Origin of the sequence: Botrimarina mediterranea, from assembly GCF_007753265.1 — a bacterium.
Classification (GTDB): Bacteria; Planctomycetota; Planctomycetia; order Pirellulales; family Lacipirellulaceae; genus Botrimarina; species Botrimarina mediterranea.
Window position 1 is genome coordinate 355,609 of sequence record NZ_CP036349.1, and the last position, 23,672, is coordinate 379,280.

At 65.6% G+C, this 23,672-nt stretch carries 20 protein-coding genes, 1 tRNA gene and 1 other RNA gene; 6 read left to right on the forward strand and 16 right to left on the reverse strand.

From position 1 onward, the window contains the following. Positions 1–3 precede the first annotated feature (3 nt). The 6 genes from Spa11_RS01405 to Spa11_RS01430 form a co-directional block, all read right to left on the reverse strand. Positions 4–1,026 carry a glycosyltransferase family 2 protein gene (locus Spa11_RS01405; protein WP_145105810.1) on the reverse strand — a complete coding sequence of 341 codons (1,023 nt, stop codon included), beginning with the start codon at positions 1,024–1,026 and terminating at the stop codon, positions 4–6. A 32-nt stretch (positions 1,027–1,058) separates the two neighbouring features. Continuing rightward, on the reverse strand, positions 1,059–1,697 hold the full coding sequence (locus Spa11_RS01410; RefSeq protein WP_145105813.1) for a class I SAM-dependent methyltransferase: 639 nt from the start codon (positions 1,695–1,697) through the stop codon (positions 1,059–1,061). An 82-nt stretch (positions 1,698–1,779) separates the two neighbouring features. Then, complete coding sequence (locus Spa11_RS01415; RefSeq protein ID WP_145105816.1) at positions 1,780–3,714, reverse strand: ABC transporter ATP-binding protein; 1,935 nt, start codon at positions 3,712–3,714, stop codon at positions 1,780–1,782. Positions 3,715–3,753: 39 nt separating this feature from the next. Beyond that, the gene (locus tag Spa11_RS01420) at positions 3,754–4,734 is read right to left on the reverse strand and encodes a glycosyltransferase family 2 protein (protein ID WP_145105819.1); all 981 of its coding nucleotides are present in this window, start codon (positions 4,732–4,734) and stop codon (positions 3,754–3,756) included. 394 nt (positions 4,735–5,128) lie between these two features. Beyond that, a complete protein-coding gene (locus Spa11_RS01425; protein WP_197529660.1) occupies positions 5,129–6,136 on the reverse strand; it encodes a transglutaminase-like domain-containing protein in 1,008 nt (335 codons plus the stop codon). 363 nt (positions 6,137–6,499) lie between these two features. Beyond that, the gene (locus Spa11_RS01430) at positions 6,500–6,865 is read right to left on the reverse strand and encodes a hypothetical protein (protein WP_145105825.1); all 366 of its coding nucleotides are present in this window, start codon (positions 6,863–6,865) and stop codon (positions 6,500–6,502) included. A gap of 312 nt (positions 6,866–7,177) precedes the next feature. Between Spa11_RS01430 and Spa11_RS01435 the strand changes: the two genes are divergently transcribed. Beyond that, complete coding sequence (locus tag Spa11_RS01435; protein ID WP_145105828.1) at positions 7,178–8,173, forward strand: hypothetical protein; 996 nt, start codon at positions 7,178–7,180, stop codon at positions 8,171–8,173. Positions 8,174–8,463: 290 nt separating this feature from the next. Here the strand turns inward: Spa11_RS01435 and Spa11_RS01440 are convergent, their stop codons facing one another. Together Spa11_RS01440 and der are read right to left on the reverse strand one after the other, a co-directional pair. After that, positions 8,464–9,633, reverse strand: coding sequence for a DUF1570 domain-containing protein (locus Spa11_RS01440; RefSeq protein ID WP_145105830.1), 1,170 nt, complete (start codon positions 9,631–9,633; stop codon positions 8,464–8,466). 99 nt (positions 9,634–9,732) lie between these two features. Then, positions 9,733–11,112, reverse strand: a complete 1,380-nt coding sequence (der, locus tag Spa11_RS01445; RefSeq protein WP_145105833.1) for a ribosome biogenesis GTPase Der — start codon at positions 11,110–11,112, stop codon at positions 9,733–9,735. Positions 11,113–11,600: 488 nt separating this feature from the next. Here der and Spa11_RS01450 point away from each other — a divergent pair, with 488 nt between their 5' ends. Both Spa11_RS01450 and Spa11_RS01455 read left to right on the forward strand, forming a co-directional pair. Next, on the forward strand, positions 11,601–12,416 hold the full coding sequence (locus tag Spa11_RS01450; protein ID WP_145105836.1) for a uracil-DNA glycosylase: 816 nt from the start codon (positions 11,601–11,603) through the stop codon (positions 12,414–12,416). Positions 12,417–12,807: 391 nt separating this feature from the next. After that, entirely contained in the window at positions 12,808–13,374 is a 567-nt protein-coding gene (locus Spa11_RS01455; protein ID WP_145105839.1) for a hypothetical protein, read from the forward strand. 217 nt (positions 13,375–13,591) lie between these two features. Here Spa11_RS01455 and hemW read toward each other — a convergent pair whose 3' ends face one another. From hemW to nrdR, 3 genes are all read right to left on the reverse strand, one after another. Further along, on the reverse strand, positions 13,592–14,722 hold the full coding sequence (hemW, locus tag Spa11_RS01460; protein ID WP_145105842.1) for a radical SAM family heme chaperone HemW: 1,131 nt from the start codon (positions 14,720–14,722) through the stop codon (positions 13,592–13,594). A 197-nt stretch (positions 14,723–14,919) separates the two neighbouring features. After that, positions 14,920–14,992: transfer RNA gene (locus tag Spa11_RS01465), tRNA-Ala, on the reverse strand. A 337-nt stretch (positions 14,993–15,329) separates the two neighbouring features. Continuing rightward, positions 15,330–15,800, reverse strand: coding sequence for a transcriptional regulator NrdR (nrdR, locus tag Spa11_RS01470; RefSeq protein ID WP_145105845.1), 471 nt, complete (start codon positions 15,798–15,800; stop codon positions 15,330–15,332). 160 nt (positions 15,801–15,960) lie between these two features. On the opposite strand from nrdR, the gene Spa11_RS01475 reads away from it, so the two are divergent. From Spa11_RS01475 to Spa11_RS01485, 3 genes are all read left to right on the forward strand, one after another. Next, entirely contained in the window at positions 15,961–16,527 is a 567-nt protein-coding gene (locus tag Spa11_RS01475) for a PH domain-containing protein (RefSeq protein ID WP_231933104.1), read from the forward strand. 176 nt (positions 16,528–16,703) lie between these two features. Then, positions 16,704–18,008, forward strand: a complete 1,305-nt coding sequence (locus Spa11_RS01480; RefSeq protein WP_145105852.1) for a glycosyltransferase — start codon at positions 16,704–16,706, stop codon at positions 18,006–18,008. Between the two features lie 93 nt (positions 18,009–18,101). After that, positions 18,102–18,890, forward strand: coding sequence for a WecB/TagA/CpsF family glycosyltransferase (locus tag Spa11_RS01485; RefSeq protein WP_145105855.1), 789 nt, complete (start codon positions 18,102–18,104; stop codon positions 18,888–18,890). A gap of 134 nt (positions 18,891–19,024) precedes the next feature. On the opposite strand, the gene rpoN is transcribed toward Spa11_RS01485, so the two are convergent. The 5 genes from rpoN to Spa11_RS01510 form a co-directional block, all read right to left on the reverse strand. Continuing rightward, complete coding sequence (rpoN, locus tag Spa11_RS01490; RefSeq protein WP_145105858.1) at positions 19,025–20,533, reverse strand: RNA polymerase factor sigma-54; 1,509 nt, start codon at positions 20,531–20,533, stop codon at positions 19,025–19,027. A 342-nt stretch (positions 20,534–20,875) separates the two neighbouring features. Further along, the gene (locus tag Spa11_RS01495; protein ID WP_145105861.1) at positions 20,876–21,241 is read right to left on the reverse strand and encodes a YbaB/EbfC family nucleoid-associated protein; all 366 of its coding nucleotides are present in this window, start codon (positions 21,239–21,241) and stop codon (positions 20,876–20,878) included. A gap of 161 nt (positions 21,242–21,402) precedes the next feature. Next, positions 21,403–22,983 (reverse strand): DNA polymerase III subunit gamma/tau, encoded by a 1,581-nt coding sequence (gene dnaX, locus Spa11_RS01500; RefSeq protein WP_197529661.1) that lies wholly within the window; start codon positions 22,981–22,983, stop codon positions 21,403–21,405. Positions 22,984–23,119: 136 nt separating this feature from the next. After that, positions 23,120–23,214, reverse strand: an RNA gene (gene ffs / locus Spa11_RS01505) — signal recognition particle sRNA small type. A 107-nt stretch (positions 23,215–23,321) separates the two neighbouring features. Next, positions 23,322–23,672: a hypothetical protein gene (locus Spa11_RS01510; RefSeq protein WP_145105864.1), complete on the reverse strand. Its 351-nt coding sequence runs from the start codon at positions 23,670–23,672 to the stop codon at positions 23,322–23,324.

Genomic DNA, 23,672 nt, shown 5'->3' on the forward strand with positions numbered 1-23,672 from the left:
GTGTTAAGCGGCGTGGCGTTGCGGCGTCGCCGTAACGGAGCCCGGGAGGCTTGGCCGGTCCACTCGCTGCACACCTGCGTCGAATCCGTGCCGCAGCCGGCAGTAGCCCGCTCTGACAAGGTTCTTCCAACGCTTCGGCCGCATCCGCCAAGCTGTGTAATACAGTAGCGCAGCCCGTGCGGGTTGCACCGATGGGTCCGACGCTTGACGCTGACTGGTGTGAAGCTTCGCCGCCAACTCGAGCGATGAGGCGATGGCGCGGGAGCAGCGCCCACGTCGCGCGCCCGGCATGCCGAGGTGCTTCGTCGAGATCGCCGCGAACTCCTCGATGGTCTCGGCGAGCCGCTGGGTCGTCGCGCCGGCGTGCTCTTTGCGGTAGAGGCAGTGGGCGCCGCCGACGTATCGGAATCGTTTGCCGGCGGAAGCGGCCCGCATCATAAAGTCGGCGTCTTCGCAGCATCGGTACCCCGCGTCCCAAGGGCCGACTTCGCCAACCACGTAGCGCCGCACGACGGTCGCCGACGGTGTAACGAAACTGCGTCCGAAGAGTGAGGTTGGAAAACTCTGCACCTCTTCCGGCGTCGGGCCCCAGAGCCCAAGCAAGGCGTGATCAGAGCTGGAGAACATGACTACCGTTGAATAGGCCAAGTCGTCTCCCGACTCAACCAGCGAGCTGACACAGGCGTCGAGATGCGTTGGGAGCCAGCGGTCGTCACAGTCGAGGAACGCGATGTACTCGCCCCGCGACTCCAGGAAGGCGCGATTGCGAGAGTACGCGGCCCCGCACGACGGATCGTTCCTCAGGTAGGTCACCCGGTGGTTTGGGTGAGCGCTGGCGAACGCACGCACCACGTCTTCCGCCGGCTCGGGCGAACCGTCCTCGACAATCACCAACTCCCAGGCGTCGTAGGTCTGCGCCGCGATCCCGTCGAGCGCCTCTTGTAGGTAGGCCCTGCCGTTGCGCATCGGCGTGATGATCGAAACCAGGCCGGGCGTCTCGGGGTGTTGGAAGGTCAGCGGCTGCATGGCGTCTCCTCGCGCGGCGCAAGCAATATCGATTAAAGGACCCAGACCGAACCGCCTAAGCGACGCGGTCCACCGAACTCATCGACGACTTGAATGACGCCGGGAAACTTGTCGCAGTAGTCGTGGCCGGAGATGATCTTTGCGCCCGCCTCTTTGGCCCACTCGATATCTTTCTTGGTTTCCTCGTAGTCGTGCATCGCGTCGAGGAAGACCATCGCCGGCGCCGGGCCGTTGTAAGAGCGGTAGTACTCGTTCTTGTCGGCGCGGATCATCTCAACGTCGCCCTTTTCGATCAGGTAGTACAACACCTGTCCGGCGAGGGCGGCGTGAACGTCGGGCGCCAGTCCCCACGGGTTCCAGCAGTAGAGATCGACCGTCTTGATCTGCTGGTGTGGCGCCTTGACCAGGGCCATCTCGGTGGCGGTGATGCCTAGCAGCGTACCGACCTCGATGATCGGGCCCTCGTAGCGGCTCGACTCACGGACCAGTTCGCGGAGGAGCTCCACCCCTTCGGGCTCGACCGTGCAGTCGGCGGGGTCGAAGGAATGCAGGCCTGGTAGGGCGATGGGGGCAGGCTCACTAGGGCGGCCCGTCAGGCGGCGCACGGGCCTAGTGACTTCGCGCCACAGCTTGTTGGCGATCGGGCGGGGGACGTTTGCGGTTGTGCTCATCGAGCGCCTCCGTGCGCTGGGTAGGTGAGTCTTCGATTCTCAGCGGAACGACCAATGGGAAGCCGATCGCTATCTCGTTCGATTATGCCGCGATGGCGGCCTTTGCGTTGACCTCGACGAGCTTGCCGTCCTCGACTCGGACCACGCGGGTCGCGAGCGACAGCGTGCTCTCACGGTGAGTGATGAACAGGATCGTGCGGTCGGCGCCGTAGTCGTTGAGGGCGTCGTGGATCAGGCGTTCGCTCTGGGCGTCGATCTGGCTAGTGGCCTCGTCGAGGATCAGCACCTCGGCATTCCTTAGGAACGCCCGCGCCAGGGCGACGCGTTGCCGCTGCCCGCCGCTGAGCCGGTGGCCGTTGGAGCCGATCACCGTGTTGTAGCCGTCGGGGAGCGCATTGATGAAGTCGTGCGCCCGGGCAAGCCGTGCCGCCTCGTAGACTTCCTCTTCCGTTGCCTCCCAACGCCCGTAGCGGATGTTGTGCAGGATCGATTCGTTGAACAGCTCGGTTTGCTGCGACACCACGGCGAACCGCGAGCGCAGGTCGTGGAGGCGGTACGATTTCACCGGTTTGCCATCGATGAGCACCTCTCCCGCTTGCGGGTCATAGTACCGGCAAATGAGGTTGACCATCGTGCTCTTGCCGGCGCCGTTGGGGCCGACAACCGCCAAGCGGTCGAGTCGGTTAATCACCACATCGGCGCCGCGTAGCACGTCGTGCTTGCGGTCGTAGCTGAACGTGACGCCCTTGAGTTCGATCCGCTGGATCTCGTCGGGCATCGGCTGCGGCTCTTTGGGCTCGTAGAGGGCCGACTCCCAGTCGAGCACCGGGTAAAGCATGGTCGCCGCCGCCATGCCGTTGTTGAGACCAGTGACGACGCCGGACAGCTTCCGCAATGGGTCGGCGGCGCCGATCAGCAGGCCGAAGAACACCGTCACCGCGGGGATACTGAGCGGCTCGTCCGTCATCGGGATGCCGAAGAGCGTCGTTTGCTTGTTGAGCACCAAGTAAGACGATGCCAAGAGCCCCACGCACAGCATGCCCATGCCGAAGAACTCGGTAATCGGGCCGGAGAGCGCATTGTAGAAGTTCGCCAGCATCGCCGTGCTCTTCATCTGGCCGGTCGCTTCGTCGAAGCGTTCCCGCTCGAAGTTCTCCATCGTGTTGGCTTGCACCGTGTGGTGGCCGCCAAGCACTTCGAGCAGCACGTGGTGGAAACCGAGGGAGCGACCGAGCACGCGGGACGAGAGCGAACGGACGCGGCGGTTGAGCGTCAGCACGAGGTAGGCCGCAACCGGTGCGAAGATCAGCGACACCAGCGTCAGCCGCCAAGAAACGCAGAACGCGCCGATGAGGCACGAGAGGATCCGCAGCGGTTCGGTGATGGCGCCGCCGTAGAAGCTGGTGATGCCCATCGACAGCATGTCGGAGATGTGGGTGATCTGCGCTTGGAAGCCGCTGATACCCATGACCTGAAAGCCGTGGCGGTCGAGTTCGAGCGACTTGTTGAAGACCCTGTTTCTAAGGTCGCGAATCGTGCTCTGTGTCACGTGCGCAACGAGCATCGCGTTCGCCATCATCAGCAAAACACGCACCACGGTCCCCAGAAAGACAATGCTCACCACCAAGACGACCGTCGAGAACGGGCCCGCCGGGAGCCAAGCGTCGAGCCTCGCTTGCATCCATTCGCCCGAGGTGAGTGCGGCGCGGTCCAGCTGGAGACGGGCTTCGATCGCTTCGATTGACGCCGGCTCCATCGCGTTGTCGGCGGCCCCGTCGGCCGCTTGCAGGGCCGCCAGTTTCGTCTCACCCGCCGCGACCTTTTCGCGGAGCTCTTCGACCCGCATGGCGTGGGTCTCTTGCAGCGAGTGACCGCTGAGCGTGGTTTGGATGAGCGGGAACATCGCGGCGATGTTGGCGCCCCAGAGCACCGCGACGCCCAGCGAGCAGGCGATCGCCGCCACCAACGCCGGCCAGTGGCGAGTCCCTTCGCCCAGCGCTCGTAAGAAGTACTTCATGTGTCAAACAGGCCGTCAGCTCAGTTGCTTGTCACACGCTCAAGAGGCTTTCGCCGGCGTGTAGAGGTTCAGGTCACGACGCTGTTCGTAGCGGGCCGCAATCGGCGCGGGCGCGTGGCGTGACCGGTAATAGTGCCTCCAGATCGTCCAGGCCAGCCCGATCCGCCGTGTCAGGCGCGACCGCGACGCCAGCGTCGTTCGCAAGTAGCGTTTCAGCATCGCGTGAGTCGGCTTCGGAACCGTCATGAACTCGAGGTGCAGCAGTTCGGCCAGCTGCGCTCGGTCGAGCCCCAGGCGCCGCGAGTAGTGTTCGATGAGCGTTTGCGCTTGGAGGCGTCGCTGGTACTTGCCGGCGGCGTCCTCGGGCTTGCCGTAGTGGGCGTTGTGGTCGTGGACGCGGTAGGCGACCAGCGGTTCGGGAACGCAGTACTTCCGTACCCCCGCTAGCGATGCGCCATACGCCAAACAGAGGTCGGCGTTGATCCTCCACAGCGGGTCCATGTCCGGCGCCGGCAAGAGTCTCTCGAGGGTCGAGCGCCGCATCGAGACGCACGAAGTCGACGCCCCGCACCACACGCCCCCCGTCGCCAGAACCGCCACGGAGTAGCCCAGATCGATCTCGTCAGAGAACGGACGCTCGACCCGCTCGATCCGGCCGAACAGCCGGCGGCCGCTGAAGACATAGCCGACATCGGGCCGCGTCTGAAAGACGCCGGCGGTCCGCTCGACATAGTTGGGCTCGAAGAGGTCGTCGGCGTCGAGGAAATACAAGACGTCGCCCGTCGAGGCGGCGAGTCCCGCGCTGAACGCCGAGAGTTGGCCCCCGTTGGGTTTCCGCACGACCTTCAGTCGCGGGCAGCGCTGCTCGAGCGCCGACAGCACCGCTAGCGATTGGTCGTTCGAGCCGTCATCGACGACGATGATCTCGTCGAACGGCGCCGATTGCGACAACGCACTATCAACCGCTTCGGCGACGAAGCGGCCGTAGTTGTAGTTGTTGATGAGACAACTTAGTCGCATGACGCCACACCACAATGTTGCATTTTGGTTCGCTCGACATCCTGTCGAGCCGGCGGCGTCGGTTGCTTGCAAACGTCCGCCGAATCCCTCCAGCGCAACCTCTCCGGACCTAGGCCGAAAAATTCCCGCGTATGAACCCCATCGGGATTCAATTGGCGAAAGTTGGGCGAAATTTCCGATTGGGTAAAATGTGACGCCATCGTGCCGCTAGCTGCTAGTCCAACTTGTGCAGCAAAGCGGCTGCTAAACGCGGGCCTCCCTATAGGGGGAACGGCGCATGCCCGCCAGACCAGTGGCCGCTAGCGGCGCCGGCAGCGATGGTCACGGAGAAGCCGAATTCTTCAGTTAGCCCACGGTCATTGACCGGGAACTAACTCTGTTCCACCAAGAAGGCTCATTGCGCCATCACACCGGCGCCATCCGAGACGACTTCGCGGATGTACTTCACGCTCGGCGTACGGCCCCCGCGCGCAGCGGGGTACGCCATCAAGAATTCGCTAGCGTAACGCAGTTTCTCGCCACGACGCTCGGGGACACGGAAGTCGTCCCCCTTCTGCATGATGGGCCGGGTGATCGGCATCTCGGCAAAGGCGATCGTCCCCGCGCTCTCCGACGGCAGCCAGACGCCGTCGTCTTCGCCCCGCTCGAAGTAGATCTCGGGATAGACGTGATCGTTGACCCACACCATCCGCGCCGGGATGTCCATCGAGCGGCACAGGGCGATGATCAGCGCGCTGCGGCCGTGGCAATCGGCCGAGCCGGTCTCGAGCGTCGTTACCGCGCTGGTGTCGGGGCCCTCGAGGTACTCGATGTTCTCCATCACGTAATCGTAGACCGCCTCGACACGCTCGAAGTCGCTGGCGTCGGGGTTCGACTCCTCCAGGTCTTTTTGGATCTCGCGCGCCAGCTTCTTGATCTTCGGGTGCCGCGCTTCGATGAACGAGCTGGGGCTAACGTATCCCCGCATGCCTCGGGGGACACGCTCGGGGATCTTAAGTTCCACGGCTTCGGCGTCGCTCGGCGGCGGCGTGGTCCGGGTGGTCACTTCATAGGTAAGGACTGCTCGGGCCTCGGCGCCGTTCTCCAGGTACGGCAGCGCGAACAGCATCTGCCGGGCGTTACCATCGGCGAGGTCGCGGAAAGTCGCCGTCACGCCCGGGGAGAAGTCCTCTTCGACGACGCGCACTTGTTGCTCGTCGCAAGCGATCGGCACGGCGACCATCCCGAGGATGTCGCGGCAGGCGCCACGCTTGGCAGTCACCACGGCGCCGACTCGGAAGCGGACGGTCGTCACCTGGGCCTCTTCCACCGAGGCCGACGCCTCGCCCACGGGCGTGTCGAGCAACTGCGCCGACGCAACACTACCGATCAATAATGCAACCGCCGTTAGACAAGCACGCATCCGCACCCCCCTCAGAGAATTCGCCATGACCCAACTGGGACGCTAGCACCAGTGTACGCACCGGCCCGAGGGAAGAGGGAGAAACCCGCCCAGCGCGGCGTCACCGGCCACCGCCGTCGATTCAACCGCAACATCGCGCACAACCGGCCCACCCAGCCGCTGGCGGCAGCCCGCGGCAAACCCAGAAGTTTACGACCCACAAAAAAACACAGCCCGCCACCCCTTCGCTCAGGACAGACGAAGGGATGGCGGGCTGTGGGATCGTCAAGAGCCGCAGCGAAGCGGGGAGGGCGGCGACTCGTGACGCGTTTCGTGTTCGTGCTTAGCCCCCCGTCAGTGACGGGGGCTAAGTGGGGAGTCGTGTTACTGGACCGGCGCTGGGCCCGGAAGCGATCCCGCGTTTGGATCGATCAGCACGCCATTGGAGGGCATCGAGTAGCCGCCGCTGCAGCTCTCGCACGCTTGGCCCGAGGTCCAGCCGCTGTCCATCTGCGGGTACGCGGTCATATAGCCACAGCCCGGATCGGCGCCGGCGTAGCTGCAGCCCGGGTCGTAGGCCATCGGCATCGGAGCCGGGGCGTACGCGACCGGCGCCGGCGCGGCGACGGCCGAGTTGCCGCCGCAGAAGGCCCCGCGGCAGATGAAGTCGCGGAACCGGCGGCAGCAGCCGCAGCCCGTCACGCTGGTGATGACTGTCGTTGCAATACAGAGGGCGATTACTTTCTTCATGGCGGCATCCTTTCGGCGGGGCGGCGCATGCGCTAGGGGCGCAGCGCCGTGGGGGTGTCGCGACACGCCACCGTCGTGACTTGTGGGGGGAGGGCGTAGGCGTCACTTCCCGTGACGCAGCCGCGAGACGCGCCCTTCGTGAGGGGTCTCGTTGAAGCCGCGAAACACTACCTCACGCCGCGTGGTGTGCAAATGAAACGGTTGATTTTTTTCAACATAGTTCCGGCGCGGCCTCGGTTGCGCGGGTAAGTTACGGCAGTTGTCCGGTCCCACCCCCCCATTCGACGCCGCGACGTCCGTCACTACGCGCCGATGAGTCGTACCCTCCCCACGATTAACACCGCTCTCCGCGCGCTCGCGTTGGTAGCGATTGCGTCGATCGCAACGGCCGACTGTGTCCGGCCGGGCGACCGTGTGCTGCTTGTCAGCACCCGACCCGTCGGCTGCACGACCGACCCCGCCCGGCTGGCGAAGGGCGTCACGGCTGCGGAGCGCGCCGACTGCCGCTGGAACGCGACCGACTTTAGCGCCGCGATGGCGTCGCTCGACCCGACGCTGCCGATCGTCTTCTACGTCCACGGCAACCAGATCACCGCTTCGGAAGCGCGCCGCTGCGGGCTCGACGTTTATACGCGCCTCGTGCGCTGCGCCGAAGACGACCGGCCGATCCAATTCGTCGTCTTCTCGTGGTGCTCCGACAAGGTGCCGGGGCTGCTCAAGGACTTCCGTGAAAAGGCGGCCCGCACAAAGCCGGTGGGCTACCAGTTCGCTTGGGTGATCAGCCGCCTGCCGCAAGGCTCGCATGTCGGCCTCATCGGCTACAGCTACGGCGCCCGCGTCTGTAGCGGCGCGGCGCACCTCCTGGCGGGCGGTTCGCTCGGCGGGCTGACGCTCGGCGCCGACTGCCCGGCTTGTGGCGTCGCTTCGGTCCGCGCGGTGTTTCTTGCGGCCGCCTATGACGCCTGCTGGAACTCACCCCGCGCCTACCACGGGCTCGCGCTCAACCGGATCGACACGCTCCTCTCGACGACCAACCCGATCGACCCGGCGATGAAGTACTACAAGTGGGTGCCGATCAATTCGAAGCCCCCCGCGGTCGGCGGCGTCGGTCCCCGAGGTCTTTCTCGAGAGCAAGCGGCGCGCGTGCGGCTGATGCCGGTCGCCAACTCGGTTGGCCGCAGCCACGATGTCTACGACTACCTCGCCGCCCCCGGCCTGATGCGGGCCGCCTGGCGCCGCGTCGCCTTCGCCGATGTGTCGCTCGAGCCCGAAGCCGCGGGAGCCGACGCCGATGCCATCGGCGAATAAAGATGAGCCGTCAGCGCTAGCCGCGGGTAGCGCCGCCATCGACGCTTCCAACCACCAACCGCCAACCGCCAGCCGCCAGCCGCGGGGCCTTAGCCCCCGGTTAGCGCGGGATACGCCCAGGCGTCGAGGTTCCCCTCCGTGAACGCCTTAGCCGTGGGCGGCAGCCCTCGGAGTGCAGCGCAACCCGTCCTCCACTCCGAGGGCTGCCGCCCACGGCTAAGACGCGACGGTTTGGTGAACCGTGCTCTAGCGTCAAGAACCGGACGCTAAGGCGTGCTGGTTGATATCGCCTACAACCGCGACATCACCTGTAAGAAGTCCTGCTCCAGTTCCGCCGGCGGGCCGAAGTGCTCCGTGAACACCTTCAGACGTTGCCGAGAGGTCTCCGCGTCGGACTCATCCGCGGGCGGGCCGTCGAACGGCTTGTACTTGCTCAACTCTTTCACATACGCGACGTAGTCGTCGCCGTGTTTCTTGATCAGGTAGTAGTTGAGCGCCCAGGCGTCGGCGTACGCCTCACCAGCGGTGCGCGAGTCGCGCAAGCGATCGTCGGACGCCAGCAGACTCGTTAGCGACGCGCCATTCCACTTTGGCAGGTTGCGGCGGAACGATTGCAAACGCCGTTGATTCACGTGGCCGATGCCGCTCCAGCCGCGGCTCGTGCCGGCGCCGGGCGCCTCGAAGTACGCGGCCATGCCTTCGACGAGCCAGATCGGCAGGTCGGCGTAGCGTTGCATCAGGCCCGTATTGAAGCAGACCTGGTGGGTCGCTTCGTGGACGATGGTCGCGACCAGCGGCTCGGCGGCCGGCAGCGATAGCATCCGGGTGATCTCACGCCGTGAGCCGCTCCGCATGCCACCGGCGCGGAGCTGTTGCGCGCCGGTGATGTCGTACATCCGCACCCGGTTGGTGGTCATGTGGTAGTAACCCACGGCGCCGGCGGGCACGCCCTCGGCGCGGCTGGCCGCGTTGTACGCCGCCGCCGTTGAGTGAATGACGATTGGTAGCGGGAACTCGGGTTCTTCAAGTTCGATCCCCGCGCGCTTCCAATAGCGCACTAGCGCCTTCTGCAATCCCTCCAGTAGCGAGCTCGACCACTCGGCGTACTCGCGGCTGGTGTCGTAGGCGATGACGTAGTGCTTGGTTGGGTGCAATCGAAAGCCCGCCGGCAGGTCCGCCAGCAATCGCTCGCCGAGTTCATCGGCCGTCGCCGGGGCGAAGGGCGCATCGTCGCTCGACGCGGAGAGGACGTCGTCCGCCGCGATCAACCGCCGCGCGCCGTCGACGCTCTCGAAGAAGCAGTTGCCCGACGAGTCTTTCATCAGCACCCGCCCCGTGGCGGTCGCCGTCACCGCGTCCGCGTCAGGGTAGGGGCGATAGCGGAACGTGAGCGTGTCCATCGCGCCGGCAAGTGGGGCGATGCCTAGCAGCAGAACGGCGACGAAGAGCGGGCGGGGCATTCCTCTAGCTTAGTCCACACACAGCCCGCGTGACGACCGCGATCTTCCCCGAGACGCTATGGGCTTACCTACGTGTTCGCCGAGACACGCAGCCGAGTCTCAGAGCTCGACCTCAATGCCATGGTCGTCGTCGCCGCTGATATCGTCGCGGGCGTCGCTCTTCTCACGCTTGCGGAGATAGATCTTGATCGGCGTCTCGGCGTACGGCAGCTCGTCGCGGAAGCGGCCCAGCAGGTAACGCAGGTACGGCTTCTGGAACGCGGCCGGGTTGCTACAGAACAGCACGATCGTCGGCGGTTGCACGCCCACCTGGGTCGCGTAGTACAGCTTGGGCCGGCGGTTCTGGTAGACGCTGGGCGGGTTCCGCTTCACCGCGTCGCGCACCAGGCGATTCAGCTCGCCCGTGCCGACACGCTCGCGCGATTGCTTGAAGAGCATCTGCGCATGGTTCAACAGCGCCTTCACGTTTTTCCCGGTCTTGCCGGTGATGAAGGCGATCGGCGCGTAACGCAGGCCAGGCAGTTGGTCGTTGATATAATGGACCCACTTCTCGGTGGGCATCGTGCCGGCGTACTTGTCCCACTTGTTGACGACGATCACGCACGGCTTGTACTCCGTCGTGATGTAGTCGCCAAGCTGCTTGTCGACGTTGCCGATCCGCTCGCCCGCGTCGAGGAACAGCAGCGTCACGTCCGCGCGGCGGACCGAGCGCTGCGCGCGGTGGGCGCCGTAGAAGTCGATGTCGAACTTCGCTTGTGCGCGGGTGCGACGCACGCCGGGAGTGTCGATCGCAACAAAGCCCTTGCCGTCGAGTTCGAACCGCACGTCGACGCTGTCGCGTGTGGTGCCGGGGACCTCGCTGACAATCATCCGCTCGGCGCCGGCGAGCGTGTTGACGAACGTGCTCTTGCCGACGTTGCGGCGACCGACAATCGCCACTTTCATCTCCGGCTCGCCCGGATCGACGTCGTCGACCGACTCGGGCGGCAGCGTCTCGGCGATGCGGTTGAGCAGCACCGCCTTGCCGCGGTTCTGCAAGGTGCTCACCTTGAGCGGCGCCCCGTGGCCGAGCTTGCCGAACTCGTCGGCGGCGTGGTCGAACGTCTCGTCGTCAGTCTTGTTGGCGATGCAGAGGATCGGCGTCTTCAGGTACCGCAGCCGTTTGGCGACTTCCTGATCCATCGTCATCAGCCCATGCCGGGTATCGACGACGAACAGGATCAGGTCGGCCGAGTCGATCGCCTGCGTGATCTGGGACTCGATGTCCTCGGTGAGCTCGTCGGCGTCCATGTGGCCCATGCCGCCGGTGTCGACGAGCTCGAAGAACCGCTCGTCGTGGTGCATCAAGTAGATGACCCGGTCGCGGGTGATGCCGGGCTTGTCATCAACGATGGCGACACGCCGCCCCGCGAGCCAGTTCAGCAGGCTGCTCTTGCCGACGTTCGGCCGACCGACGATGGCGACTTGGGGGATGCCCATGGGGTGGGGAGAGGCGTTAGGCGGGGAAGGGAGCGGGACCCCCCATCGTAGCTGGTTCGCGACCCCAGGGGCGCCCGCCGGGATGACAAAGGGGTAAACCGCCGGCGACCCCCCCCACAGAAAAGCATCGGTGCGAGCCGGGACGCTTCAGCTCTCGGAGGGACCTTGGCGCCCGCTTCCCACCGAGGACTAACGTCCCTGGCTCGCCGTCGGTCGAATTGGCTTGCGGATCGCGATCGCGATCCAGAACGCTGATCAATGGCTTGAATTTCGCACCGATGGCCGGGTCGGTACTTTTGTCCACTGGCAGCGCAATCGTTCGTTAGGACGCATCCTCGGCGATTTGGCGCTGGTCTGGCGCGGCCTAAGCAAGTGGGCGAAGGCGAGCCGGCGACGTTAGTCGTCGGTGGGGAGCGGGCGCCAGGGTTCCACCGGAGACCAACGTCCCCGGCTCGCCGGACACTCTTGGCGCCAGTACCCTGAGGGGCATGGACCAGCCGCCTTCTCTGCCGTCGCCACGGGCCCTCACGCAGCGTCTGGAGAGCTTGCAGGCGGCGGGGGTAACTTTGCTGCCGCGGCGTGAGGGACGCGTTCTAGAGGCCCCTACGGCGACGAGAGAGGCGGTTCCGACAGCCCCTCTTAGGGTTCCTCCGACGACTAACGTCGCCGGCTCGCCCGCCCCTCCGGCGGCGACCAGCGCGCCCCTCGTCCCCCCTCCCCCCTCCCCGGTCCCCGCGGCGTCAGCCGCCCCCACCCTCGAGGTCCTCTGCTCGGAGGTCGCGGGCTGCACCGCTTGCCCCGAGTTGGCCGCGACGCGGACACAAACCGTCTTTGGCGTCGGCAACCCAACGGCGCGGCTGTGCTTCATGGGTGAGGCGCCGGGCGCCGACGAGGACCGGCTCGGCGAGCCCTTCGTCGGCCGGGCCGGGCAGCTGCTCGACAAGATGATCGAGGCCTGCACCCTCAGCCGCGGCGAGGTCTATATCCTCAACGTGCTGAAGTGCCGCCCGCCGGGGAACCGCAACCCGACGCCCGACGAGGCCCGCAACTGCCGCGGCTACTTGCAGCGGCAGCTCGAGCTGATCGACCCGGAGTACATCTGCTGCCTCGGCGCCGTCGCGGCCCAGAACTTCCTGCAAACGGACACGCCGATCGGCCGACTCCGCGGCCGCGTCCACGAACACGCCGGCCGCAAGGTGGTCTGCACCTACCACCCGGCCTACCTGCTGCGCAACCCCTCGGCGAAGAAGTACGCCTGGGACGACCTCAAGCTGCTAATGCGGCAACTGGGCGTGGAGCTATAGCCGCAAACCCCTTCGTGGGCTTCAGCCGTAGGCGGCAGCCCACGGCGCGCCGGGTACCAGGGTCGTATCGAGGGCTACCGCCCACAGCTCAGACGCACCGAGATGGTTCGCGTTCGCTGCCTCACGAATCGCTCCGGGGTCGCCCGACTTGAGTTTTTTTCTTCGCAAGCATTGGCGGCGGTCGGGTTGTAGCGATTGCGCAAGCTAAGGCGCGGAACCCTGCCGTTCGTGACGGTCACGCGAATTGGCGATCGCGCATCCCGTGTCCTCTTGGCGTCCAATTGCTTTCGGCAGTTGGGGGGTGTTGATAAAGTCAGATTCAGGCGTCGGCGGTTGTGCCGAGAGCCACCGCTACGCCACAGATCGACCCCGCTGCCGCCGCAGAAGCGCGATGATCGCCCCGAAACAAAACCTCGATCCCGTCGATTGCCTGTTGCGCAACGCGGAGCTGCGCGACCAACTCGACCCGTTGTTGGACGAGTCGATCGACATCGTCGACACGGGGCGGATGTCCACGGTCCACGAGAACGACTTCCTGGAGTCGATGCTCGCCTGGGAGCGGGCGCCGATGCTGCCGATCGGCGAGTGGTTCGATCCGAAGCTCACGCTCCCCGAGCCCGATGGCCTCGAGCCCGACGAGATCGCGCAGCTGCTGACCCAAACGGTCGAAGCGTTGTTCACCAAGAACGTCGTGCTCGATTTCACCGACCATCTGACCGACCGTCAGCTCTACACGCTGATCGCCCGCGACATCCTGCCGGCGTTCGAGAAGAAGCTCGACCGCCAGGGGACGTACCTCCACTGGGACTGCGCCAACCTCGGCGAAGACCCCGAGGCGTGGCTGCGTTACTACGCCAGCGAAGACGAACGCCAGATGTGGCAGGAAGAGACCGGCGAGGACCTGCCGCCAGCAAGCGAAGCGCCCTTCGTGCGAAAACTGCCGAAGGCGCCGATGTGAGAACGGCGAGCCGGTGACGTTGGTTGCTGGAGTGTAAGCGGGTACCAGCTTTACTCCGGTCGCTAACGCTTCCGGCTCGCCGTCTTACGTAGGGTCCGCTGTGCGGACCGCACGATTGATTCACAGCAATCAACCAGTCTCTCAACGATTGGACCGTGAGCCGGAGTGCGTGATCCACTGGTGTGGAGAAACTAACGCACGGTCCGCACAGCGGACCCTACAAGAGCTCGGGCCAGATTGCGTCGCTCACCAGGAGCCCGGCGCGCGTCAATCGCACGCACTCGTCATCGCTGCTCAACAGCCCGAGTGACGTGAACCGCTCGATCTCTTTGCCGGCGAGCTGTTCGACCTGGTATCCCGTCTGGGTCGCGAAATCCTGGCGACGCACGCCTTCGAGCCGGCGAAGGCCGAACACCAAGCGTTCGCGGGCCTTCTCCTCCGGCGTCAGTTGTTCGCGCTCGGCGACGGGGGACTCGCCCGCTTCGAGGCGGCGCATCCACGTCGTCGTGCTGCGATGATTCGTCTCACGGACGCCATCGACGTAGCGCGCCGCGCTGGGCCCGGCGGCGAACCACTCACGGCCGGTCCAGTAGGCCTCGTTGTGGCGGCTGCGGCGACCGGGCCGCGCGAAGTTCGAGACTTCGTAGTGCGTAAAGCCGCGCTCCGCTAAGCGGTCGATCGCCAGCTCGTACATGGAACGCTGCAGTTCATCGTCGAGTTCCGCAAGATCGCCGTGCGAACGCCGGGACCAGAAGGAGGTCCCCTTCTCGTACGTGAGGCCGTAAGTTGAGGCGTGCGTCGGCTCGAGCGCAACGGCCGCGTCGAGGTCGGCACGCCATTCGTCCAGTGTCTCGCCGGGCGCGGCGAAGATCAGATCGATCGCGACGTGGAGACCCGCGTCCTGCGCTGCCCGCACGACGCGGTGAACGTCCTCGGGCGTGTGGTCGCGTTCGAGGTGGCGGAGCTTCGCGGGGTTGAGCGACTGGACGCCAAGGCTCAAGCGCGTGACGCCGCGGTCGGCGAGCAGGGCGATCGCTTCCGCAGATAGGTCGCCCGGGTTGGCCTCGACCGTGAACTCGGGCTCGGCGCCCTCCACAGCCGGGAACCATTTCCGGGCGAGGGTCAGCAATTCGTCGAGCAGCGGCAGCACGAGCCGTGTCGGCGTTCCGCCGCCGAGGTAGAGCGTTTCGACGGGCCGCGGTGTATCGAGCTGCGCCAGTTCGACGCCAAGCGCCCGCAGATAGGCCGGGGCCAAATCATCCCGGCCGGCGACGACGGCGAAGTTGCAGTACCCGCAGCGATGCCGACAGAAGGGGACGTGGAGGTAAGCGGAGCGGGGAGGAGTCATTGCTCCGCGGAGCGGCTCCGCTTCCTGACGGGCGCGGCTCGAGTAAAGCTGCTCGAGAAAATCGCTAAGCCGCAAGCGGCGGCAAGCATTAGGTTGCGAGCGAACGAAATCCTGGCGCTAACCAGGCGAAGTCGCGCCCGGAATACCTCAGCGAGCAAGGTCTTGGCATCGCCAAGCCGAGCCTCGCAAGAAAACAGTGGAGCGGAAGGGAGTCGAACCCTCGACCTCTGCATTGCGAACGCAGCGCTCTCCCAACTGAGCTACCGCCCCATGTCGCAGACCCGAAATCCTAAATCCTCCGCCCGGGGCTGTCTACTGAGTCCTGGTGGGTCGTTTACGAAAGGAGAGGGGGATGTTGGTGATAGGGGGGATCGCAAGCGAGCGGGCGTAACCCCTCATGCGGCGGGACGGGACGACGCAAATTGTCGAACGTGATGCCTTTGGGGATTAACAGGCAGCCGCGGAGCGGCTGGCGGTCCATCTCCAAAATGCGACTCGATGACACCTACGACGTCGGTGCGGCTTGAACCAAAAAGCGGCCTAACCTTCCGCCTGCGATCCCCCCGATCACCAACATCCCCCTATCCCCTTCAAAAAAACGCCTCCCCTAACGCGGCGTCTTCCGCGGGTTCTCGAGGAAGGGCCGCAGCTCTTCCACGAAGTCTTGGGCGTCGCTGAATTGGCGGTAGACGCTGGCGAAGCGGACGAACGCCACTTGGTCGAGTTCCCGGAGGTGCTCCATCACCAGCTGGCCGAGGGCGGCAGACTCCACCTCGGTCTCGAAGCTCTGGTAGACGTCGTTCTCGATGTTGGTGACGGTGGCCTCGATCTGGTGGGTCGAGATCTGCCGTTTCCAGCAGGCCCGCTCGAGCCCGCGGAGGATCTTTTCGCGGTCGAAGGGCGCCCGCGAGCCGTCCCGCTTGATGACCTTGATGGTCGTCTCTTCGGGCCGTTCGTAGGTCGTGTAGCGCCGCCCGCACGCCACGCATTCGCGCCGGCGGCGGATCGCCAAGCCGTCTTGGCTGGCCCGGGAGTCGATCACCCGGTCGTTGTCTTTGCGGCAATAAGGGCACCTCATGGCGTGAAGATAGCCGACGGGCCGCCGCCGGTCATTCACTTCTGCCGCGGATTTCTTGGGCAAGGTCCGGCTGGCGCCGGCGAAGGCCACTTTGGCGCCAAGAACGCTATACTCGGCCTACGTGCCGCCGTCCCGCCCCCTGTTCCAGCTAGCAATGCCGATGCCGGACCCAACGCCAACCGACGCCACTCCCCGCGACCGCTTTCAACAAGCCGCGGCCGACCGCCAATCGAGCGCCCATGAGCCCGAGGCGCCCCTCTGGGCCGGCAGCTATTCGCATCTGGCGATGCTCGGCACGTGGGTCGGCGGCGCCATCGTCACCATCGCCGCGGTCGTCGTCGCCGCTCTGATGAACACGCCCGGCGGCGGCTGGCTGATGGTCCTTTCGGGCATCGGCGTGATGTGGCTCGCCCTGGCGGCGTGGTACGGCTACCGCCGCTTGAGCGTCCACTACAGGCTCAGCACGCAGCGACTGATCCACGAGGACGGCTTCCTCTGGCGGAAGGTGGACCGCGTCGAACTGATCGACATCGACGACGTCACCTACCGCCAAGGCCCCGTCGAACGCCTGCTGGGGGTCGGCACGATCGTCATCGCTTCGAGCGATGTCACCACCCCCGAACTAAGACTGCCCGGAATTGAAGAGGTCTCAAAGGTCGCCGACATCATCGACGACGCCCGACGCAAGGAACGGCGCAGCCGCGGGTTGCACATCGAGTCGGTCTGACGACGGAGGGTGGTAGCTGGGGAGTCCGATAGACCGGTAGGGTTGCGCCGGCTGCGAGTTCTCTGACGGACTAACCGTCTATCGGACCACCGGACTCGCCGCGGCGTCGTTGCCCCCGCGTTGCGGCCCGCGCATGCTAGAGGCCTCCCGCCTCTTGCCGTGCGAGCCCGCCCTCCGTGCACGTCGTCGTCGTCACCCACTACTTCCCGCCGATCGGCGGCCCCGGCGCCCGGCGCATGTTGGGTTGGGTGAACGGCTTTGTCGCCGCCGGCGCCCGGGTGACGATCGTCACGCCCGCGGCCCATCCGCGCGACCCCTACTACCAGCCTGGCGAAAGCTACGACGGCCCCGCGACGGTCGTCACGCCAGCGATCTTCGACCCCGCGCGCTTCGCCCGCGGCGGCGACGGCAAGCCCGTCGTCAGCGAAGGACCACCGTCCGAGAAGCGCGGCCTCGCGGCGCGCTTGCGGCCGTGGTTGCTAATGCCCGATCAAAGGCGATTGGCGAACGGCCCGCTGTTTCGCGCGGCGCTCGCGGCGATCCGCGACGAGCCAGCAATCGTGCTCACGTCGAGCCCTTACAACAGCGTCCACCTTGCTGGACGGGCGATCAAAAAGCGTCTCGGCGACAGCGCGACGTGGATCGCCGACTTCCGCGATGACTGGTTCCACCCCGTCTTCTTCCCGTTCCCCAACGCCGCCTACCGCGCGTACAACCGCGGACTCGAAGCCAAGGTTTTGCGCGACGCCGACGGTCTAACGATCGTCAGCCGCAGCACGCTCGACAAAGTGCGCTCGCGCCACGCGGATTTCTCTGTGGACTTTTGGAGCACCGAAGAGAGCGGCAAGTGGCGCTGGGTTCCGAACGGCTTCGATGCGACCGGCGTTGAAGCGATTCTGAACGCGCCGGTTCCGCCGCGCGATCCGTCGGCGCCGGTGAGACTGCTCTTCAGTGGCACGCTCTGGCAGGGGCATCCACTGGAGGCGCTCGTCGCTGCGCTCGGAAACGTTGCGGCAAAGACGGGCCAGCGCTTCCGTTTCGAGCTCGCCGGCCGTGTGATTCAGCCCGTGCCGCCGACGCCCGATGCTGAACGCGTCGAGATCTTCACCGCCGGCTGGAAGCCCTACGAGGAATCGCTCACCGCCACGCGGCAAGCGGACTTGCTGCTCGTGCACACGGGCCCCGAGTCGCAAGACATCAAAATCAAAATCTTCGAAGCCGCCGCGGTGCGCCGCCCCGTGCTGGTGCTCGGCCCCGAAGACTCAGCCACGGTGCGCCTAGTGCGCGAGCATGTCGCCGACCCGCTCATCGCCGACCAAGACAACGAACCCGCGATTGTCGCAGCGCTTGAACGTTACTTAACGAGCACCGACGAATCCCGCCACGCCTTTACCGGCGTCCCCGCCGAGTACGACCGCCTCGTCCAATCGCAACGACTGCTCGACTGGGCTAGTCGATTAAGAAGAATGGGACGCGGATGACGCGGATAGAAGAGATTTCCACGGATTGAGTTCTTGCTTTTCATCTTCGTGAATCCATTTAAATCCGCGTCATCCGCGTCCCATTCTTAGCCAATGCAAGAACTACCGCCGCGAATCGAAGTCACCGGCCTCGCCGTCGATCCTGTCGATCGAAGACAGCTGTTCAACTACGTCGTCGCCGCGGCGCGGGACAAGTCGGCGCGGTGGACGGTGGGTTATCTCAACGTCCACGTCGCCAACCTCGCCGCGCGCGACGCACTGCTGCGGCAGTACCTCAACGAGTTGTGCGACCTCGTCTACTGCGACGGCAAGGGCATTGGTTGGGGCGCGCGGCTGCAAGGTTTGCCCGAGCCGCCGCGCATGACCGCCGCCGATTGGCTGCCGGACTTGTTGGGCTGCTGCAAAGAGAAGGACCTCCGAGTCTTTGTGATCGCTGGAAAACCTGGTGTCGTTGAGCGAGCCGTTGCCGAAATCGATAGCCGAATTGGCGGTCTCGTCGGCGGCCTCGACCCAATCGGCTCGCACGATGGTTACGTCGCTAGTCCCGAGAAGACCGCCTCGGCGATTGACGCTGCGAACGCGTTCAATGCCGATGTCGTCCTTGTCGGCATGGGATCGCCGATCCAAGAGCACTGGGTCTTAACGAACCGCGACCGCCTCAACGCGCCGGTCGTCTGGGCCCTCGGCGCGACGTTCGACTACTACGCCGGCGAACAAGCCCGCGGCCCCGAGTGGCTCCGGCGCGCCGGCCACGAATGGGCCGCCCGCCTCATCGCCGACCCTGGCCGCCTCTGGCGCCGCTACGTACTAGGCAACCCGCAGTTCCTCTGGCGAGCCTATTGGTGGCGCCGAAGTGATTTAGCCACAGATGGACACAGATGAACACGGATGCGTGCTCAGGGCTTCCATCTACTCTGGGTTGCTCTAGTTACAAGACTTCGCAATCAGGAGGAGAGATTGCCCGTACAAGGCATCCGCGTTTATCCGTGTTCATCTGTGGCTAAAAACAGCTGCGACTACTTCTTCTCCGCCGCCCAGTCCTTGCGCTGCCGGCTGCTGGGGATGTCCATGGCTTTGCGGTACTTCGTTACGGTGCGGCGGGCGACTTCGATGCCGGCTTTCGCCAGCTCCTTTACCAGGGCGTCGTCGGAGAGAGGCTTCGACTTGTCTTCCTTGTCGACGATCTCTTGCAGCTTGATCCGCACCACGTCCCAGGCGACGTCCTCGCCGTCGGCGTTCTGTGTGCCGCCGACGAAGAACCGCTTCAGCGGGAAAATGCCGCGCGGGGTTTGGATCCACTTGTCGTCGACGGCGCGGCTGACGGTCGTTACGTGCACGTGAACGCGGTCGGCGATCTGCTGCATCTTCAGCGGCTCGATCGACTCGGGCCCCTCGTCGAGGAACCGCGTCTGGTGATCGACAATCGCTTGCGACACGCGGCTGAGCGTGCTGCGGCGTTGCTCGATCGCCTCGATCAGCCACTGGGCCGAGTTGATCTTGCGCTTGATGTACTCGCGCGTCTCTTCGTCGGCGTCGGCCGCTTGCTTGAGCAGCTTGCGGTAGTAGGGCGAGACGTACAGGCTCGGCAGGTCGCCGTCTTCGAGACGCACGACGTACTTGCCCTCGTCGTCCTTCTCCAGGAACACGTCGGGGCGCACGCTGGGGACCGATGACTCGGCGAACTCGGCGCCGGGCTTCGGCTTGAGCAAGCGGATCTCTTCCCAGATCTCGTTGATGTCGTCGAGCGACATGCCCGTCTTCTTAGAGATCTGCGGGAGCCGGTTGTTCTGCAGGTCTTCGAGATGGCTCTCGATGAGGACACGCATCTCCGGCTCGAACGGGTGGCCCGGCGGCAGCTGGAGCAGCAGGCACTCCTTGAGCGACCGCGCGCCGACGCCCGGCGGGTCGAGGTGCTGCACCACGGTCAGCGCCTTCTGCGCCAGCTCCAGCTGCGCCTTGCGGTACACGTCCGCGTTGCCGTTGAGGTCGGGCGGGACGGGCGGCAGCAGCTCTTCGAGCGGCGACTTGAGATAGCCGTTGGTGTCGAGGCTGTAGATGATCCGCTCCGCCATGCGGCGGAGTTCTTCTTCGAGGTTGAACCAGGAGAGTTGGTGCTGCAGGTAGTCGCACAGCGTCTCGGGTCGGGCGGTCATGTTCGCCATCTGGTCGAACGCCCGATCGGAGTCCGCCTCCATCTGGCCCTGCGACGGCCGGCTGCGTTCCTCGTAGTCGTCCGGCAAGTTCTCCGCCATGTTCACGAGGCGTTCGAAATCGTCCTCGTTGTTGGAGTCCTCTTTGACGACCAACTCGCGCTCGCCCTCTTCGCGCTCGACGCGCTCGGGCTCGTAGACGTCCTCGCCGTCGGGCTCGACTTGCTCGAGGCAGGGATTGTCCTGCAGCTCCTGCTCGATCCGTTCCTGCAGCGCGAGGATCGGCAGCTGGAGGATCTCCATGGATTGAATCATGCGTGGCGCAAGCACTTGCTTTTGCGCCATCTGCATCGATTGCCCGAAGGACATTCGCATGATTATCGTTCCGCCCTTGTGTGCCGCCTGTCCGGCGCAGGAGAGGCCCTGACGCCGACGCTGGTGTTCGATCCGTGTGAAGAGCCACGGCGGGCGGTAGACGTTGAGGTCCGCCGCCGCGGCCCTAGCAACTCGTGTACCATACCGCCTGGGGGGCCGTAAGGTCAACGACCGGGGTCGCTGCAAGTGTAGCTTGTGGGCGGCCACAGGCGGCGGACGCTAGACGGCGAGCCGGAAGCGTGAGCGCCCGGAGGGAAGCGGGTACCCACGTCACTCCGTGAGCTCACGCTACCGGCTCGCCGACGGCTTTTTGCTGCCGGTCATCGATGTCACCCGATCGGTCTACTGCTGCTCTCCGCCGAGCTTGCCCAGCATGTCGCTCATGCCGGGGAGGTTCATGCCGCCGGTCACTTCTTGCATGGCTTCGGCATGGAGGACGCGGGCCTTCTCGATGGCGTCGTTCATCGCCGCGACGGTGAGGTCTTCGATCATCTCCCGCTCGCCGCGTTCGACGAGGCCGGGGTCCACCCGCACGGCGAGCACCTCTTGCGCGCCGGTCATGTCGATCTGGACCATGCCGCCGCCCCCCTCGCCGGTAACCCGGAGCGACTTCATCCGCTCCTGGACTTCCTGGACGCGCGCGCCCATCTGCGACGCTTGCTTCATCATCTCGCCGAGGTTGGCGAGGTTGCCGAGGCCTTTGAACATAACGGGAGGGACGGGGGGTTAGGGACGGGGGGTGAAGTCCGATGGTTTGTCGGATTTGTGGGAGGGGACTCCAGACCCCGATCACGCGCACCATGCCGTGTTCGGCCAGGACACCGTAATCGGCGTCTGGAGACGCCTCCCACAGATGTGTCTGAAAAACCTCATTCTTCGCGCGGAGGCATGTAGCGGAGACGGTCCGGTTCCACTCCAAACAGCTCCATCGCCTTGGCGACGTACGGGTGCTGGGCGATCTCGGTCTGCTGCTGCCGGCGGCTCACGCGGCGCGACGCCGGGGCGCCGGGCCGCGACTCCGCCGCCGACTCGCGCATCGCCGCGAACTGCGCCATCAGGCTGTTCGGGTCGTTGTCTTCGTTGGCGGGTTCGGCGGTAGCCGCCGGTTGCGGCGGCGCGACAGGACGCGGCGCGGGAGTAGGAGGCAACGGCGGAAGCGAAGGCGCTTTTGCGGCCCCGTTCGAAGGCGGTGGAGTGCTTTGTGGTCTAGCCGCGGGCGGCAGCCCCGGTGGCCCTACGGACGGCTCAACGTTTTTTTTTACCGCAGCGCCCGGATTCGCCCGCACATCCGCTACCGCCTGCGCGAGGCTATCGAGGTCCTCGAGCGTCGCCAGCCGCACGATCGCCATGTCGGCGAGCGTCCGCTCATGAACGCTCACTCTCATGCGAGCGGCGGTCTGATCAAGGACTTGCATCGCCGCCAGCAGCGTGTGGACGCCCAATCGCTCGCCGAGGGCCTTTGCCGCGTCGTATTGGCCCGGCAGGGCCGTCAGCATCTGCTCTGGCGGGCAGCCGACGGTGACCGCCATGACGTCGCGGTAGTAGCCCATCAGCTGGTCGAGCACCTGCCCCGGGTCGGCGCCGGTACGGACCGCCGAGTCGAGCAGCGCGAGCCCCGTCGCCGCGTCGCGATCCGCCAAACGCTCCGCAAGCTCCGCCACGCGCGCCGCGGGGGCGATCCCCAGCAGCGAGTTGACGTCGTCGGCCGAGATGTGGTGGTCGGCAACGGCGAGCAGCTGCTCGAGCAGCGACTGGCTGTCCCGCATCGAGCCGGCCGCACGCACGGCGAGGATCTGCAACGCCTCCTCGTCGATGCCAACCCCTTCGGCGTCGGCGATTTGGCGGAGGCGCTCGCTGATCGAGACGGTGTCGACACCGGCGAAGTCGAACCGCTGGCAGCGCGACAGGATCGTGATCGGGATCTTCTGCGGCTCGGTCGTCGCGAAGATGAACTTCACGTGCTCGGGCGGCTCTTCGAGCGTCTTGAGGAGGGCGTTGAACGCCTCCTTCGTGAGCATGTGGACTTCATCGATGATGTAGACCTTCATCCGTGACCGGCTCGGCCGCACGCCGGCGTTCTGCCGCAGCTGGCGGATCTCGTCGATGCCGCGGTTGCTGGCGCCGTCGATCTCGAGCACGTCGACGTCGTCGCCGGTGGCGATCCGTTCGCAGGCGTCGCACTGGCAGCAGGGCTCGGGCGTCGGGCCCGACTCGCAGTTGAGGGCCTTCGCCAGAATCCGCGCGGCGGAGGTCTTCCCCACCCCGCGGGCGCCGGTGAACAGATAGGCGTGGCCGATGCGGCCCGTGCGGATCGCCTGCTGCAACGCCCCGGCGACGTGCTGCTGGCCGATCAGCTCGGTGAAGCGCTGCGGCCGGTAGCGGCGGGCGACGACCATGTAGTCGGCGCCAGCGGTGGACACCTCGGCGGCGGTCGTCTGCAGATCCGACATCCCTTAAACCGCCGTCTCCTACGGAATGGCCCATAGCCGCGGGCGGCAGCCCCCGGCCGCGCGAACGGCCCCAAACGAAAACCGCCGACTGCCGTCGGCGGCTAAGAGTCGCTGTTGTTTTCAATCCGATGGCGGCGGGCGAGAGGTCCCCGCACCCGTTGACGCATGCTTATGGCTGCTGCGTTTCCACCCTGACCAGGTTCGCGCGGCCCCCGTCACAGGGACCCCTCGCCGACCGCCATCGGGCCCTGAAGTATGACGCTCCCCTCTGGTGGCCGTCAAACGGCCTGGGGCGCGGCGATTTGAAGAAAGGAAATAGGGGGATGGCGAGGACGACGCTATGGGTGGGGCGTTATCGCGACGATGGTTATCTGCTTTCGATCGGGCCCGTAGGCCCAGAAGACCCGGTAGGCGCCAGGAGTATTGTTCTGAGCGTACGCCTCCCAAACACGGGCTTTCGAGTCGAAGGGACTAATCAGACCGCTGTACTCATGGGTGTTCAGGCCCGGGTGCCTGGGATTATCCGAGAGCAGCTTCAGCGTCTTGGCGACCTGCTTGAAAGTCCCGATCTGGCGCGATGACTTGCGTTTACCGGCTTTCTTCGCGGTGACTTGCTGCTTTTGAGCCGCGGCCTTTAGCTCGTCGTAGGTTTTACGGGCAGCTTTTGCCCAAACCAGCGAATAGGCCAT

Bases quoted from the DNA above. Each gene is read 5' to 3' on its own strand.
- Spa11_RS01405 (WP_145105810.1), bottom strand. From the start codon at position 1,026: ATGCAGCCGCTGACCTTCCAACACCCCGAGACGCCCGGCCTGGTTTCG.
- Spa11_RS01450 (WP_145105836.1), top strand. From the start codon at position 11,601: ATGGACCAGCCGCCTTCTCTGCCGTCGCCACGGGCCCTCACGCAGCGT.
- hemW (WP_145105842.1), bottom strand. From the start codon at position 14,722: ATGACTCCTCCCCGCTCCGCTTACCTCCACGTCCCCTTCTGTCGGCAT.
- Spa11_RS01425 (WP_197529660.1), bottom strand. From the start codon at position 6,136: ATGCGTGCTTGTCTAACGGCGGTTGCATTATTGATCGGTAGTGTTGCG.
- Spa11_RS01485 (WP_145105855.1), top strand. From the start codon at position 18,102: ATGCAAGAACTACCGCCGCGAATCGAAGTCACCGGCCTCGCCGTCGAT.
- Spa11_RS01475 (WP_231933104.1), top strand. From the start codon at position 15,961: ATGCCGGACCCAACGCCAACCGACGCCACTCCCCGCGACCGCTTTCAA.
- dnaX (WP_197529661.1), bottom strand. From the start codon at position 22,983: ATGTCGGATCTGCAGACGACCGCCGCCGAGGTGTCCACCGCTGGCGCC.
- nrdR (WP_145105845.1), bottom strand. From the start codon at position 15,800: ATGAGGTGCCCTTATTGCCGCAAAGACAACGACCGGGTGATCGACTCC.
- Spa11_RS01420 (WP_145105819.1), bottom strand. From the start codon at position 4,734: ATGCGACTAAGTTGTCTCATCAACAACTACAACTACGGCCGCTTCGTC.
- Spa11_RS01495 (WP_145105861.1), bottom strand. From the start codon at position 21,241: ATGTTCAAAGGCCTCGGCAACCTCGCCAACCTCGGCGAGATGATGAAG.
- der (WP_145105833.1), bottom strand. From the start codon at position 11,112: ATGGGCATCCCCCAAGTCGCCATCGTCGGTCGGCCGAACGTCGGCAAG.
- Spa11_RS01410 (WP_145105813.1), bottom strand. From the start codon at position 1,697: ATGAGCACAACCGCAAACGTCCCCCGCCCGATCGCCAACAAGCTGTGG.
- Spa11_RS01455 (WP_145105839.1), top strand. From the start codon at position 12,808: ATGATCGCCCCGAAACAAAACCTCGATCCCGTCGATTGCCTGTTGCGC.
- Spa11_RS01415 (WP_145105816.1), bottom strand. From the start codon at position 3,714: ATGAAGTACTTCTTACGAGCGCTGGGCGAAGGGACTCGCCACTGGCCG.
- Spa11_RS01510 (WP_145105864.1), bottom strand. From the start codon at position 23,672: ATGGCCTATTCGCTGGTTTGGGCAAAAGCTGCCCGTAAAACCTACGAC.
- Spa11_RS01440 (WP_145105830.1), bottom strand. From the start codon at position 9,633: ATGCCCCGCCCGCTCTTCGTCGCCGTTCTGCTGCTAGGCATCGCCCCA.
- Spa11_RS01435 (WP_145105828.1), top strand. From the start codon at position 7,178: ATGAGTCGTACCCTCCCCACGATTAACACCGCTCTCCGCGCGCTCGCG.
- rpoN (WP_145105858.1), bottom strand. From the start codon at position 20,533: ATGCGAATGTCCTTCGGGCAATCGATGCAGATGGCGCAAAAGCAAGTG.
- Spa11_RS01430 (WP_145105825.1), bottom strand. From the start codon at position 6,865: ATGAAGAAAGTAATCGCCCTCTGTATTGCAACGACAGTCATCACCAGC.